Raw genomic sequence first — 12,953 nt, forward strand, 5'->3', positions numbered from 1 at the left:
CCAGGACCGATCCAGAGGTGGCCAGGTTCCGCCTCGATGAACAGGAGTACCTGATGCAGAGCACAGAGACACATCGGAGCATCCTGCGCGGTGTCATGGACCGTTGGAAGGAAGGGGTCGACACGCACGCGCCGCAGGAAGTAGCCGCATGCTTCACCGAGGACGCGATCTTCCAGGGACTGCATCCGTACAGCGTCGGACGTTCGGGCGTCGCTGAGTACTACGAATCCCAGCCGCTGGGCCTGACGGCGGCCTACGAGGTCCTTGAGACCCGCGAGCTGGCCGACGACGTCCTCCTCGGATACCTCGGTGTCGACTTCTCCTTCGTCGACCGCCCGACCATCTCCGTCAATCTCAGCATCGTGCTCAGGCGCGTCGACGGGGAGTGGCTGATCGGTCATTACCAGGTCTCCAAGCTCGGCTGAGAGAAAGACGGAGTGACTCTCGGGATCCGCCTTCACGGTGCCGTTTCCGTACACGTCGCTCAACTGGCTGGCCGTGGTCCGGGCCGCCGATGAAATCTCGGGGCGGCCTCCGACAAGCCCGTCGTGCGATCGGCTGAGGCCTTGACGAATCAAGCATGCTCGGATCCCGCAGGCAGTTGGGCATGCGCACAGCACGCGCGAGCGGTCCGCGGGCGGGCGTCGCCCTTGGCCGGTCGCCTCGTGTGATGCTGTCGGCATCCGTGGCCGGGTGGCGAGGCATGGGCGACGGCTGCACGGAAAACTCCAGGACACAGCGGCGACGACCACCGCGCCCCCGACCGTGAATGGTTACTTCACCATGTTGCTGATCCTGATGGTGGTAGGTGGTGGCAGCCCGGCACCATGGCCGGCATCTCGAGTGCTGCCGCGCCGGGCGCTGCGCTGCTGAGTTTTTGATCCCGCCACCGCCCACCCCGTCTCGGAGGCCGGTCCGGCCGCAACGGCTCGATTCTTGCCCACGGGGCGTCACTCAACGACACACATCAGTCAACGATCAGATGATCCAATCGAAATGGTCCGGCGCACCGTCACAGGTCAGACCAGCTCGAAGGCACGCCGGAAGACACCGTATTCCCCAGGCGTCTCCCAGCACCTGTAGTGGCAGCCAAGAACATCGGGCAGGGCAATCCCCAATTGTTCCGCCAGCACGTCGGCCCCGGTCTCAAACAGTCGAGACGGGTCACCGACGGCTTGACAATGAGCAGTTGTTCCACGCAGTTCGATAACGACGTACTCCATGCTCCTGCCGGCGCTGACCACCGGTTCCTCGTGGTTCTGCTCGTGCTGGGCATCCATAACCTGCCCACAGAGCCCGCACCGCAAGTGGTCGTGTGAGGCATCCACGGCAGGCATCGTACGCCTCGCTCGCACACGTACGACCCCCGTCCCCACCGGGTATCGGCTCGCCAGCTGCTTATACTCCCGTCACTGATCCGGAGGAAACGCCCAGATCACCTCGATGGCTCAGCCCTTCGTTCGGAAAGGCGCTGTGACGCCCCGGAGTAGCATGACGAGCGTGGAGCTGCGCCAACTGCGGTACTTCGTTGCTGTTGCCGAGGAACTCAACTACGCACGGGCCGCGGCCCGCTTGCGGATCGCCGGCCCGTCCCTGTCGCAGCAGATCAAAGCCCTCGAACGCGACCTGGGTGTGCGGCTGTTCAACCGTGACCGCCGCTCGGTCACCCTCACGGGAGCCGGTTCCTCCCTGCTTCCCGAGGCCCGCGATCTCGTGTCCCGAGCCGACGGTCTGCAGCATCGTGCCCGGCAGCTGTCCGGTTCGAAGCCGCTGCGGCTGGCCTACGTCCATTGGCTGCCGCCCGACCTGAGCGCCCGCACTTCGCCGGTGGCCCAGGTGCACACCGACCCGTGGGTCGCACCCTCCCACACACAGGCGGCCCGGGTGGCGGACGGCAGTCTCGACCTCGCCGTGTGCTGGGTGCGGACCGGGGACCTGGAGAAGCTCGGCCTGCGGGCGGCGCTCGTCGGTGCCCATCGACTGCATGCTGTCACCTCGCAGAAAGACCTGGGCGAGGTGGCTGCCGAGAACACGCTGCTCCTCCTCGACGACGACACCACCTGGCAGTCGTGGAACACCTACGCCGAGCAGGTGTCCCGCGCGACCGGAGCCCGAGCGGTCTCGGTCTCCGGAAGCAGTCTCACCGGGCAGGCGTTCTTCGAGCACGTCCGTCGCAGTCGCCGTCCCGTCGTCGACAACCCGAAGAACCAGGACGTCGGCCTTCCCCCCGACCTGACACGGGTACCCGTCATCAACCCGGCCGTCTACTGGACGTGGTCCCTCGTGTGGCGGGCTGACGACGACCGTGCCGAAGTCCGAGCCGTCGTGGAAACACTGCGCCGCGAACCGGCCGAGCTGGGAATCGACGGCCCGGCCGCATGGCTTCCCGGCGACGACCCCCACGGGCGCCAGGGTCCACGCGCGGTCGGTCGGAGGGACTCCGGCGACTGACGCCCCGGCGATCACAGCACCTGCTGATTGCCGTCGTTTGCCGTACGCGGCCCCGATCAGGGCCTCATCGCGTCCTCGGGGACAACGGCTGCGTCTGCGTCACCGCCCTCTCCGGCCGCGCCCGAGGTCTCATAAGGGAACCGGGACCACAGGAGGCGTTCACCCCTCCGAACGACGACCATGGGTCGGGAAGGAGCGCCGCAGCCGCCGCCGTGTTTACCTTGAGCGTAGGAAGCTCCGGTGAGGAACGGCGGTCGGCTCGCTTCGGGTTTCCCATGCGGTTCCGGCCGGCCCCCGCCGTTGCCGGCGGCGGTTCTCCACGCCCCATCTGGAGGCGTACGTGGCAACAGCCCTGCACCTGGCGGCCCTGGCTGCCGCTCACGGCGCCGAACCGGACTTCGAGCAGGGCGACTTGTCACTCGCCTTGGCAGGAGCCGAACTCATCGACCTCGCAGACCTGCACGCCGTCGTCCTCATGCGCGACCGGATCATGTCGGCTGCTGCACCACGGACAGGGAACTCGATGCTGATCGAAGCCGCTTCGGAGATCGTTCGGGACGCACCGCACGAAACCGTGGAGAGGTGGTTGTGGCGCCGGGGCCGTGACCTTGCCGCACGATACCGAGTCGCTCTCCGCGCAACCTTGCCGGAACCACTGGCGCGGGCTTATCGGCATTCCTTCCGTCAGGCAGCCCCGGCTGTCGGCCCTCAAGTTCTGTGCAGTGCGACCGACCGGCTGCTTGCGGGCGATCCCGTTCTCACCCACCTCGCAGCCGCGGCAGGGATCGCTGAGCCGTCGCCTGCCGACGCGCTCGACGGCCTCGATGAGGACGAGATCGCCGTCCTTGCCGACGTTCACCAGGCCATCACTCAACTGGCCGCCGAACGGCAACGCCGGTCGGTCGAGAGAGGGGGGTTCGACAACTTCTGGCGAGGGTGCTGACCCCCAAGGGGAGAAGCGCCGTGCATGCCTGACAGGTGGCTGTGGCAGGAGTGCCGGGTGGGGGGCACATGTCCGCTCCCACGGCGCGTCTCCGTCGTCCTCAGATGGATGGAGATCCCTCGGCGAGCGGGTCAGGGCGAGCGGGTCGCATCGGGAGGGCGCGTCCGACGAAGGATCCCGGTGGTCAGTGTCCTGCCGTCTGGCCACCGTCGACGGGCAGGATGGCCCCGGTGACGAAGGGAGCGTTCTCCAGGTAGAGCACCGCATCGGTGATGTCGCCGATCTCGCCCATGCGACCGACCGGGTGCAGACCCGCGAGGGTCTCGTGGTGTTCCTCCGGGTGCATGGGGGTCTTGATCGTGCCGAGGGCCACCGCGTTGGAGCGAATGTTCCTGGACGCGTACTCGATGGCCAGGGCCTTGGTGGCGGCCTGGAGACCCCCCTTGGAGAGCGAGGCCAGCAAGGAAGGGACGTTCGAGTTGGGGTGCTCGACCAAGCTGGTGGTGATCTGCACGATGTGGCCGCCTCCCTGCTTCAGCATCTGCTCGACCGCGAGCTGTGAGATCCGGAAGAAGCCGGCGACGTTGACTCCGAGCACCGCGTCGTAATCGGCCTCGGTGAAGTCGGTGAACTCCTTGGAGAGGAAGATGCCTGCATTGTTGACGAGCGTGTCGATGCGCCCGAACCGCTCCAGGCCGGCGGCGATGACCCGCTCGGCGGTGGCACGGTCCGCGATGTCGCCCTGCACGGTGAGGATCTGGTCATCCTGTGATTCGGCGATGGTCCGCGATGTGGCGACCACGGCCCAGCCCTGCTGGCGGTAGGCCTCCACGAGGCCCGCGCCGATACCCTGCGATGCGCCGGTGATGACGGCGACCTTCTGCCCGGTGTTGCTCATGATGCTCCTCAGGACACGTTCCGGCACGCTAGCCGACCGGTCCTCTAAAGATAGACGACCGGTCTAGTTGGGTCAACCCTCGCGCGCCTGGAGTGGCGCCCCGGCTATGTGGACGGAGCCGGCCCGACGGGACCGGCTCCGGAGAAGAAGTCGATGATCACCCCACTGCCACCGACGATGTGAACGAACCGCCGGCCCTTCCGGTGGCGGCGCGCGCACCGCGGGGGAGGGCGAGCGTGATCACGTGGCGACCTTCTGCAGCGCGGTGGCAAGTGACTTCAGGTCTATTCCGGCGAGGTGATCGAGGAAGTGGCGACGCACAGCCGCCAAGTTCGTCGGCCAGGCCTCTTCCAGTCTCGCGAAGCCGGCGTCGGTGAGGGCCGCATACCAACTGCGGCCGTCCTGGTCGCACCGCACGCGCTGGATGAAGCCCTCCTTCTCCAGCCTGTGGACGACGCGGGTCGTGCCGCTGAGCGACATCTCGCACGCTGTGGAGAGGTCGCCCATGCGCAGACGGCGGTTGGATGCCTCTGACAGATGCATCAAGGTCAGGTACTCCGTGGCGGACATGCGCTGTTCCTGCATCATGTCGGCGTCGATGGAGCGTGGCAGGGCGTAGATCAGGTGGGGCAGGGATCGGACGATGGCCTCCTCGTCCGCGTTCAGTGGTCGCACCGTGTCCTCGGCCGGCGTCGGCTGGAACGTCATCAGAAGGCTCCTGTTCAGGCAGATGGAGCCGATCGGCCGGGCCTTTTCAGTGGTCGCACCCGATCCGTCGAGCCGTTCGCAGTGCGATCCGGTTTTCGGCCCGTGAGGGCCGACTGTGGCTGTCGGCTCCTTCCGCTCATTCGGTTGTTTGGCGAAGCAATCTTAAACTTACCGCTTGTACGGGCAATCTTTCCGGGGGGTCCCTGATCCCGAGCCTGCTTTCGGTAGCGACGCCCTGATCGGGGCAAACCTCACTCAAGCCGCCGACCGGGTGGGGGAGAACCTCGCCGCCGTCGAGGTGTTGCTCAGCGGCATGACGTGCGGGTCACTCCGCGTCCGCGGTCTGGCCGCTGCGGCCGGTAACTTTCCCGGTCCTCTGAGGGGCTTGGGCTCCGACGAGCGTCACCGCGGTCACAGGGCACGGCTGACGGCGTGTGCCCTTGGTCGTCCGGTCAACGCGGACACTCCGTGTCGATCCGGTACCGGCGCGGCGGGCCGCACGAATGAGGTTCATGCCCAGCAGCGCACGCCGGCCAGCAGGCTTGTCGCCGTCTCGAAGGAATCGCCACCGCGGCACCGTCGGAACGACCCGAACCGGTGGTCGCCGGCCTGGGCGACCGGAAAGGTTCCGGATGCTGAGAGCCGGCCGCCCGACCCACAGGTGTCCCGGCCGGCTCCACCCTCGTCCGCCGCGCGTCAGGGGGCCGCTATGCGTTCCAGCACTTTGGCGGCAGCCGCGACGTCACAGCCTTCCAGCCGGGAGAAGACGTGGCGGCGCACACTGGCGAGGTTCGTCGGCCATGCCTGCCGCAGCATTTCCCATCCGGAGTCGGTAAGTATGGCCAACCAGGCCCTCCCGTCCTCCGGACTCCTCTGGCGCTGGACGAGTGACTGCGCTTCGAGACGGTTGACAACCCGCGTCATGCCGCTGAGCGAAAGGCCGCACATGGTGGCCAGTTCGCTCATGCGCATCTGGTGGTGCTGGACCTCGGAGAGATGCACCAGAACCGTGTACTCGGTACTGGTGATCGGATGTTCCCCAAGCATGTCCGCATCGACGACTCGAGGCAGCACCGCCAAAACTCTGCCCAGAGCGCGAAGGAAGGCCTCCTCGTCCGCGTTGAGGGGATCGATCGTCGTCGCGTCTGCCATGGGCGCAGTCTAATGGGCGAGTTCGTCCCTCGAAGATGCATGGATGTGTTCTCGTGGGCTTCGCAGCGGCTGGGGGACGGGAGCGGCCGTTCAGCCGCTCATGCGCAGTCGGTTCGCGCATCCATCTGAGATGACCATTCGTCTTGGCTGGATACGCGTGCGCTAAATACGGGAAAGGGTTCTAGTGACCCGGCGAGCCAGGGGAGGCGGACCGTTCCTCCGCGCCGTCGGCGAGCGGCGGGGCGAGGATCCGGCCGGCCCAGGGCTTCCGGCCGCCGGGTCACATCCGGAAGGTCAGCTTTCCGCGGCTCCGGCGTCGCCTTCTTCTGTCGGAACGCCGCCGCGCGCATCGTCCGCGAGGGTGTACATCACCGAACGCTGTTGCTTGTGGCGCTGGACCTGCCCCTTGGCGACGAGCGACTCCAAGGTGTTCCGCACCACCTGTGGCGTCGGCGACCGGTCAGGGTGCTTAGCCGTCAGCTCAGCGTGCAGCTCCTTGGCGAGGCGCGGTTCCGAGTGGGCACCAAGCAGTGCCGTCAAAATTTCCCCGAGCAGAGGCTGACGCGACTTCCCCTTCGCGCCCGACTCTGCCAGGACCCTTTTGAGCCGGCGTTCCCTCAGGTGCGCTGAGCGACGCGTCGTCTGCTGCGACGGAGGCTGCACAGGCCGTCCGGCCGGAATATGTGTTCCGGACCCTTTCTGAGCGGGCAATTGCGCTGCGCCGGGCAGGCCCTCATGACGCTCAGCGAGACTCAGGATGTCGACCAAAAGGGCTTCCTCGTGCTTCAACCGTACGAGAGCCTTGGCCAGTTCCTCCTGCTGATGACGGTTTTCTTCCAGGTCCGACGCGGCCCGTTCTACATACCGCGACCGGAGCGTGGCGGTTGATTGGCTGGTCACAACCGTTCACTCCTTTACATGAATGATCTGGCGCATCGTACCCATGCCGCTACGTCAGAGACGCGGCTATGTCATCGAGGTGGCGTTCCGCTCAGATATGCGGCGCCGCCTCCGGCTCGAATGGTCGGGCCCTCGGCACCCACCACACTCCCGCCTGGCGGGGCACCGGGGGAGAGCGCCGATCGGCCGTCGGGGCCCGTCCGCATGCGGGCGGTCACGAAGCTTCCCGAAGGCGTGAACCGGAGCCGCCGCCGTCTCGTGTTGCCATGTGGACGGGCTCGTGTGGGACGCCCTCGGCGGGGCGTCGCCCATGCCGAGCGTGTCCGACGGAGTCCCCGAGCCCCTCCCGGCCGGCGAGATCACGAAAGCGTCATAAACGCGACAGTTTTCAGGCACTCGGTTCTGCTTACGGTGCGCATGAGGAGGCACCCCACCGGCCTCCGATCAGCATGAACGGAAATGCAGGATGGCTCAGATCATGGCTACGCCCCCCACAGAAACGCCCCGGCCGGATCTGCTCGGGTTCATCATGAGGGAACATCGGGACGCCCTCGTCTCATACGCCGAGAAGATGCTGGGTGACCGAGGACTGGCCGAGGACATCGTTCAGGAGACACTCATCCGGGCTTGGCGCAACACCGACCGACTGCTGACGAGGGACGGGTCCCTACGTGGTTGGCTGTTCACCGTCACACGTCACCTGGTGGTCGACTGGGTGAGGAAGCCGCACATTCGCAAGGAAGTCGTGGGCGCCACCTACCACGACCCGCCGACGATGGGTGAGGGACTCGAAGCGGTGCACGACGCCATGGTGACGCGGCCTTCGCTTCGCCTGCTGTCTCCGGAGCATCGGGCTGTCCTCGTGCACATCTACCTCTGCGATCGCACGATCAAGGAGACGGCCGCCCTCCTCGGTATCCCCGCAGGCACCGTCAAGTCGCGGCAGCACAACGCTCTGCGCCAGCTGCGTCGCGTGCTTCAGCGCGGCGCAGCCTGAGCGGCGCGGGACGGTGCCCCCGGGGTGCGTCGGCACGGGCGCACCCGGGGGCCCGGAAAGGGCTCAATGCTGACCCGCTGGGAAGGGCGTCGCCAGCATGGCCTTCAAGTGCGCCCTGAACGACCGCCCTTGGGGATGATGGCGGAGGTGGCGGTCGAGCGTCGGCAGGAGAGACCTTTCGGCGACGACCCAGTCGGCGGCGTCGGTGCGTCCGTCGAATTCCTGGGGCCGGACGCCCGGGCGCGGCGGCGGCAGGATCACCTTTCTCCGGTGTGGTGTGAGGAGGGCGGTGGCGGCATCGGCGCTGTAGAGATAGTGCTCGAGCATCCGGGCACGAGCGGCGGAGCGCACCTCACTCGTGTCCACGGTCGCGCTGACGTCGGCCGCGAACGAGCGCAGCAGCTCATACTGGGCGTACCGGTCAGGAGCCACTTCCACGAGCAAATGGTGATCAAGGAGCTCCGCCAGGTTCTCACGTACCGTGCGTAGGCCGCCTCCCGTCAGACTGGCGGCGGCTCCGAGGGTGAATTCGCGGGACGGGTGCAGACTGAGCAGCCGGAAGAGCCTTGCCGCGCCGGCAGTCAGCGCGTCGTACGAACGTCGGAACGCGGTGGACGTATCGGTGCGGGCGTCGTGACTGGACAGGGCCACCAGCCCCTCCCGCAGTTCCCAGGCGAGAGAGGCGAGGGAGAACCTGGTACGCATCGAGGCACGGGTGCCCACCACGGCCAGCGCCAGAGGCAGTCCGTCGCACAGCTCGGCCATCTTGTCGGCGTGGGCCCGCTCGGCGCGCACCCGCTCGTTTCCGACGCGGCTTCCGAGCAGTTCGACGCCCTCTTCGCGCGTCATGGGGCTGAGTGTGACGAGGTGTGCGTGGTGGGTTACCGCCAGTCCCTCCAGGCGCCGTCGGCTGGTGACGATCACCAAGCTGCCCGCTGCCTCGGCCAGTAGGGGGCGTACCTGTTCGCACTCCCGCGCGTCGTCGAGGAGCAGGAGCAACCGCCGTCGGGCGAGTGCGCTTCGGTAGGCGGAGCCGAGCGCTGCTTCGTCGTGGTCTTCCCCTACCGGACGGGCTCCGAGGGCATCGAGCACGGCGCGCATGGCCTGCGCGGCACTGAGGGGGGCCCGTGTGGGGTGGTAGCCCTGGAGATCCACATGGATCTGCCCGTCGGGAAAGTGTTCAGTGCTCTGGCGAGCCCAGTGCACGGCCAGGGTGGTCTTGCCGACTCCCGCCATGCCGCCCACAGCGACGACCGTGGGAGCCGCGGAGCTGCCGGGAGCCGCTGTCGGCAGGAGCTGCCGACAGCGGTTCAGCACCTCGGCCCGGCCGACGAAGGGCACAGAGTTGTGAGGCAGATGAACCGGTCCGTGGGCCACCGGTCCGGTCTGGCGCATCGGCATGGAGTTCTGTCGGCGCTTCCGCAGAAAGCGTTGCTGGACGGAACGCAGGGCGGCACCGGGCTCGACGCCCAGCTCATCGGCCAGTGTGCGACGGATACGCTCGAACTGCTCCAGGGCCTCGGCCTGCCGGCCGGTGGTGGCCAAGGCGGTGATGATGTGGGCGTGCAGCCCCTCGTCGAACGGGTGTCCCTCCACCGCCTGCCGCAGGGCCGTCAGCACCTCCTCCGTCGACGCCGGGGCCGCGGTCAGGACGACATCGGCCGCCTCCTTGGCTGTGGCCACGAATTCGCGGCCGACCGAGGTGAACGCGGGATGCTGGGAGACGTACGTGCCGTCGGCCACCACCGGACTGCGCCAGAGCCGCAGGGCATCGGTGAAGTGCAGGGCGGCTTCCGTGGCGTCGCCGTCCTTCACCGCGAGTTGTGCTCGAGTGCGGAGCTCGCGGAAGCGCAGTAGATCGGATGTCGACGTGTCGAGGAGGAGGCGGTATCCGTCGGCGGACCGGGACAGGCGTTCGGCCGGGGCGCGGTTGCTCAGCCCTGGTTCCAGCAATTTGCGCAGTGCGCTGATGTTCCGGTGGACGATGTTGACGGCGCTGGCCGGTGGCTCGTCGTCCCACAGGACATCGACCGCGTCACGCAGGGAGACCGGGCCGGGCGCTCGGAGCACCAGCAGAGACAGTAGTGCCAGACGCTTGGGAGGGCCGACATCGAGCCGGGTGTGCCCGCGCATGGCCCGCACGGTGCCGAGAACCGAGTAGTACACCTTGGCGTCCATGGAGCAGTCGCCGTTCCTCAGCAGTGGTCGGACAACGCCTGGGGATCGGGTGAATCCGGCCTCCGGCAGACTTGCTGCCACGCGGCCGGATTGTCCGGGCGGCCGTCGTTGAGCCACTTCACGAGTAGCCGATCACCTGACATGACCCAAGTAAAAGAGAAAAATCGTTGACCTGTCAAATACGCATATCCGTTGCCTCGCAGTTGGCGTTGCCGTCGGCATTCCGTTGGACGCTCTCTACAAGGCGCTCGGCGGTTTCGCGAGCAATGCCGTGAGCCTTACCAAGATCGAGAGCTACCAGGTGGGTGCGGGTGCGCAGGTCAGCCGGTTCCACGCGGAGATCGAGGGGCATCCCGAGGAGCGCGGAGTGAAACTCGTCATGCAGGAGTTGGGCTTCTTCTCGTCAGAGGTGCGTGTCCTCGGTGTGTACCCGGCTCACGGGCACCGGCGGCGACGGCGCGTGACCTGAGCGGGCGGGCGGGCGAAGGGTGGGCGACCCGCGGCCGTCGACAGCAGCCGCGGAACGTCTATCGCGGATCGCTGCGGTAGACCAGGAGGGCAATCTGCACGCGGTTGTTGAGGTCCAGCTTGCTCAGGATGTGTGACACATGCGCCTTGACCGTGGGCACGCTCATGTACAGATCGGCGGCGATCTGTGCGTTGGTCTTCCCCTCGCCGACGGCGACGGCCACCTCGTGCTCGCGGGGGCCGAGCCGACCCAGCAGTTCCCTGGCGTGCCGGGTGCCCTCGCGATCGCGGGGCGGGATTCCGGCACCGCTGCGTCCCGCCGACTCCGCGGGCGTCGTCCGGGCCGTGGTGACAGCCGCGATCAGCTGTCGGAGCGCGTCGGGCGAGAGTACGGCCTCGCCGTTGGCCGCCTTGCGCAGCGCGGCCACGATGTCCTCCGGCGAGGTGTGCTTCAGCAGGAAGCCCGTCGCGCCGGCTTGTAGGGCGCGCAGCACATAGCTGTCCGTCGTGAACGTGGTGAGCATGATGATCTCGGGCGCGTCCGGGCGCGCCCGCAGGATCCGGGTGGCCTCGATGCCGTCCATGGTGGGCATGCGGATGTCCATGAGGACCAGGTCGGGTGAGTGCGCATCGACGAGGCCGGGTACCTCGTCGCCGTCGGACGCCTCGGCCACCACCGTGATGTCCTCGGCGGCCCCCAGCATCATGCGCAGCCCGGCGCGGACCAGGGCGTCGTCGTCGGCTAGGAGTACGCGGATCACATCGCTCTCCACAGGATTCACGCGGTCCACGGCAGTCGGGCCAGTACCGAGTATCGGCCTGCCTCCGCGCCATGGGTGAGCTGCCCGCCGGCCAGGGCGGCCCGCTCCGCCAGCCCGATGAGGCCCAGGCCCGCCCCCACGGGTGCACTCCGGGGCGTGGGTTCACGCAGAGTGTTGACGATCTTCAGGGTGAGTCCCTTCCCGGGCGCGCCGGCCAGTGTGACCCGCACCTTCTCGCCCGGGGCGTGCTTGCGGGCGTTGGTCAGGGCTTCCTGGACGATGCGGTAGACGGTGCGACTGGTGAAGTCGTCGGGCTGTGGTGCCTGGGTGAGCCGCATGTCCATCTCGACGTCCATGCCGGCCCCCCGGGTCTCCGCCAGGAGGTGCTCCAGGTCGCCCAGGGTCGGCTGCGGTGGCTCCGCGCGGTCGGTGGCGTCCGGGCCCAGCGGGGTGCGCAGCACGCCGAGAACCTGCCGAAGATCCTCCACGGCCCGGCGGGCGCTGACGGCGACCACCTCGGCCGCTTGCTGGATCTGCTCGGCCGGTGCGTGGGGATTGAACTTCAACGCTCCGGCGTGAACGCTCAGAAGGGAGAGGCGGTGGGCGAGGACATCGTGCATTTCCCGGGCGATCGCTTCCCTCTCCCGAAGCCGGGCTCGGGCCGCGTTCAGCTCGGACTCCCGCTCGGCTCGCAGGGCGCGTTCGCGCATCGTGCGCGTGAACAGGCCCCAGCCCACCGATCCGAGCACCACCAGAGCACCGCTGATCGCCGCGGCCACGTGCGGTGAGTCGAAGGCCCCCGCCACCGCGAGGCACAGTGGGATCGGCAGGAGGCCCACTGCGGTTGTGACGCGTGTCGTGCGGGTGTCGCACCGGGACGCGACCGTGAAGAGGGCGATCGCGGCCGCGGGAACGACGGGGAAGAGGGTGCACAGTCCTACCAGGGCCACCGCGACAACCACGGGGCGGCTGCGCCGCCACCACAGCAGCACGCCGGTGAGGAGGACGGACAGCAACGGCACGCCGAGGTACAGACTCGTCCCTCCGGGTGCGAGGTTCACTTCTCGGCTCGTGAACACTTGCGGGTACAGCCGCAAGCCCGCACGGTCGGCGTACAGCGCGCTGACCGCGGTCGCCGCCATGGCGGCGCCGGTCACTGCCGAGTCACGCAGCATGGCCCGTCTGTGCCGACCTGGTTTCTTCTGATGCACGACTACGCAACCTACGACGGACCGCTGCACCGGAGCCAGTCGATCCGCGGCGTCAGGGCCACATCTAGACCAAGGTATAGGGCTCCGTTCTCTGATGGTGCGAAGCGTCACTCACTGCTTGCCGTATCGATGCCATCTAATTGCTTGTAGAATCAAGTAATCTGGTGTGGCGGGGGGGGGGGGGGGGGGGGGGGCCCACCCCCCCCCCCCCCCACCCCCCCCTCCCCCCCCCCCCCCCCCCCCCCCCCCCTGACACAAACCCCCCCCCCCCCCCCCCACCCCAAAA

12 protein-coding genes and 1 pseudogene are annotated in these 12,953 nt (G+C 67.8%); 5 read left to right on the plus strand and 8 right to left on the minus strand.

Annotation, left to right across the window (positions count from 1 at the left end; all coding sequences use genetic code 11):
• Positions 1 to 53: 53 nt before the first annotated feature.
• Positions 54 to 425 (plus strand): nuclear transport factor 2 family protein, encoded by a 372-nt coding sequence (locus ACZ5Y0_RS31045; protein WP_469131994.1) that lies wholly within the window; start codon positions 54 to 56, stop codon positions 423 to 425.
• Between the two features lie 594 nt (positions 426 to 1,019).
• Here the strand turns inward: ACZ5Y0_RS31045 and ACZ5Y0_RS31050 are convergent.
• Positions 1,020 to 1,328, minus strand: coding sequence for a hypothetical protein (locus ACZ5Y0_RS31050; RefSeq protein WP_469131995.1), 309 nt, complete (start codon positions 1,326 to 1,328; stop codon positions 1,020 to 1,022).
• A 163-nt stretch (positions 1,329 to 1,491) separates the two neighbouring features.
• Between ACZ5Y0_RS31050 and ACZ5Y0_RS31055 the strand changes: the two genes are divergently transcribed.
• Together ACZ5Y0_RS31055 and ACZ5Y0_RS31060 are read left to right on the plus strand one after the other, a co-directional pair.
• Positions 1,492 to 2,451: a LysR family transcriptional regulator gene (locus tag ACZ5Y0_RS31055; protein ID WP_469131996.1), complete on the plus strand. Its 960-nt coding sequence runs from the start codon at positions 1,492 to 1,494 to the stop codon at positions 2,449 to 2,451.
• A 340-nt stretch (positions 2,452 to 2,791) separates the two neighbouring features.
• Positions 2,792 to 3,394, plus strand: a complete 603-nt coding sequence (locus ACZ5Y0_RS31060) for a GPP34 family phosphoprotein (protein WP_469131997.1) — start codon at positions 2,792 to 2,794, stop codon at positions 3,392 to 3,394.
• 184 nt (positions 3,395 to 3,578) lie between these two features.
• Here ACZ5Y0_RS31060 and ACZ5Y0_RS31065 read toward each other — a convergent pair whose 3' ends face one another.
• The 4 genes from ACZ5Y0_RS31065 to ACZ5Y0_RS31080 form a co-directional block, all read right to left on the minus strand.
• Positions 3,579 to 4,292: an SDR family NAD(P)-dependent oxidoreductase gene (locus ACZ5Y0_RS31065; protein ID WP_469131998.1), complete on the minus strand. Its 714-nt coding sequence runs from the start codon at positions 4,290 to 4,292 to the stop codon at positions 3,579 to 3,581.
• A 240-nt stretch (positions 4,293 to 4,532) separates the two neighbouring features.
• Positions 4,533 to 5,000 carry a MarR family winged helix-turn-helix transcriptional regulator gene (locus ACZ5Y0_RS31070; protein WP_469131999.1) on the minus strand — a complete coding sequence of 156 codons (468 nt, stop codon included), beginning with the start codon at positions 4,998 to 5,000 and terminating at the stop codon, positions 4,533 to 4,535.
• Between the two features lie 696 nt (positions 5,001 to 5,696).
• Positions 5,697 to 6,152: a MarR family winged helix-turn-helix transcriptional regulator gene (locus ACZ5Y0_RS31075; RefSeq protein WP_469132000.1), complete on the minus strand. Its 456-nt coding sequence runs from the start codon at positions 6,150 to 6,152 to the stop codon at positions 5,697 to 5,699.
• 294 nt (positions 6,153 to 6,446) lie between these two features.
• The gene (locus ACZ5Y0_RS31080; RefSeq protein ID WP_469132001.1) at positions 6,447 to 7,052 is read right to left on the minus strand and encodes a hypothetical protein; all 606 of its coding nucleotides are present in this window, start codon (positions 7,050 to 7,052) and stop codon (positions 6,447 to 6,449) included.
• A 466-nt stretch (positions 7,053 to 7,518) separates the two neighbouring features.
• Between ACZ5Y0_RS31080 and ACZ5Y0_RS31085 the strand changes: the two genes are divergently transcribed.
• Positions 7,519 to 8,049, plus strand: a complete 531-nt coding sequence (locus ACZ5Y0_RS31085) for a sigma-70 family RNA polymerase sigma factor (protein WP_469132002.1) — start codon at positions 7,519 to 7,521, stop codon at positions 8,047 to 8,049.
• Between the two features lie 63 nt (positions 8,050 to 8,112).
• Here ACZ5Y0_RS31085 and ACZ5Y0_RS31090 read toward each other — a convergent pair whose 3' ends face one another.
• Positions 8,113 to 10,227, minus strand: coding sequence for an AfsR/SARP family transcriptional regulator (locus tag ACZ5Y0_RS31090; protein ID WP_469132003.1), 2,115 nt, complete (start codon positions 10,225 to 10,227; stop codon positions 8,113 to 8,115).
• A 232-nt stretch (positions 10,228 to 10,459) separates the two neighbouring features.
• On the opposite strand from ACZ5Y0_RS31090, the pseudogene ACZ5Y0_RS31095 reads away from it, so the two are divergent.
• Positions 10,460 to 10,696, plus strand: a pseudogene (locus ACZ5Y0_RS31095) (prephenate dehydratase); the annotation flags it as partial.
• 58 nt (positions 10,697 to 10,754) lie between these two features.
• Here the strand turns inward: ACZ5Y0_RS31095 and ACZ5Y0_RS31100 are convergent.
• Positions 10,755 to 11,510, minus strand: a complete 756-nt coding sequence (locus ACZ5Y0_RS31100; RefSeq protein ID WP_469132008.1) for a response regulator transcription factor — start codon at positions 11,508 to 11,510, stop codon at positions 10,755 to 10,757.
• A complete protein-coding gene (locus tag ACZ5Y0_RS31105) occupies positions 11,474 to 12,631 on the minus strand; it encodes a sensor histidine kinase (RefSeq protein ID WP_469132004.1) in 1,158 nt (385 codons plus the stop codon). Before ACZ5Y0_RS31105 ends, ACZ5Y0_RS31100 begins: the two co-directional genes overlap by 37 nt.
• Positions 12,632 to 12,953 lie beyond the last annotated feature (322 nt).

This window comes from Streptomyces sp. NPDC033216 (genome assembly GCF_055577115.1).

What these genes read in the sequence shown, in the direction of transcription:
- ACZ5Y0_RS31045 (WP_469131994.1), top strand. Translation starts at nt 54, where the DNA reads ATGCAGAGCACAGAGACACATCGGAGCATCCTGCGCGGTGTCATGGAC.
- ACZ5Y0_RS31055 (WP_469131996.1), top strand. Translation starts at nt 1,492, where the DNA reads ATGACGAGCGTGGAGCTGCGCCAACTGCGGTACTTCGTTGCTGTTGCC.
- ACZ5Y0_RS31065 (WP_469131998.1), bottom strand. Translation starts at nt 4,292, where the DNA reads ATGAGCAACACCGGGCAGAAGGTCGCCGTCATCACCGGCGCATCGCAG.
- ACZ5Y0_RS31070 (WP_469131999.1), bottom strand. Translation starts at nt 5,000, where the DNA reads ATGACGTTCCAGCCGACGCCGGCCGAGGACACGGTGCGACCACTGAAC.
- ACZ5Y0_RS31075 (WP_469132000.1), bottom strand. Translation starts at nt 6,152, where the DNA reads ATGGCAGACGCGACGACGATCGATCCCCTCAACGCGGACGAGGAGGCC.
- ACZ5Y0_RS31085 (WP_469132002.1), top strand. Translation starts at nt 7,519, where the DNA reads ATGGCTCAGATCATGGCTACGCCCCCCACAGAAACGCCCCGGCCGGAT.
- ACZ5Y0_RS31090 (WP_469132003.1), bottom strand. Translation starts at nt 10,227, where the DNA reads ATGGACGCCAAGGTGTACTACTCGGTTCTCGGCACCGTGCGGGCCATG.
- ACZ5Y0_RS31105 (WP_469132004.1), bottom strand. Translation starts at nt 12,631, where the DNA reads ATGCTGCGTGACTCGGCAGTGACCGGCGCCGCCATGGCGGCGACCGCG.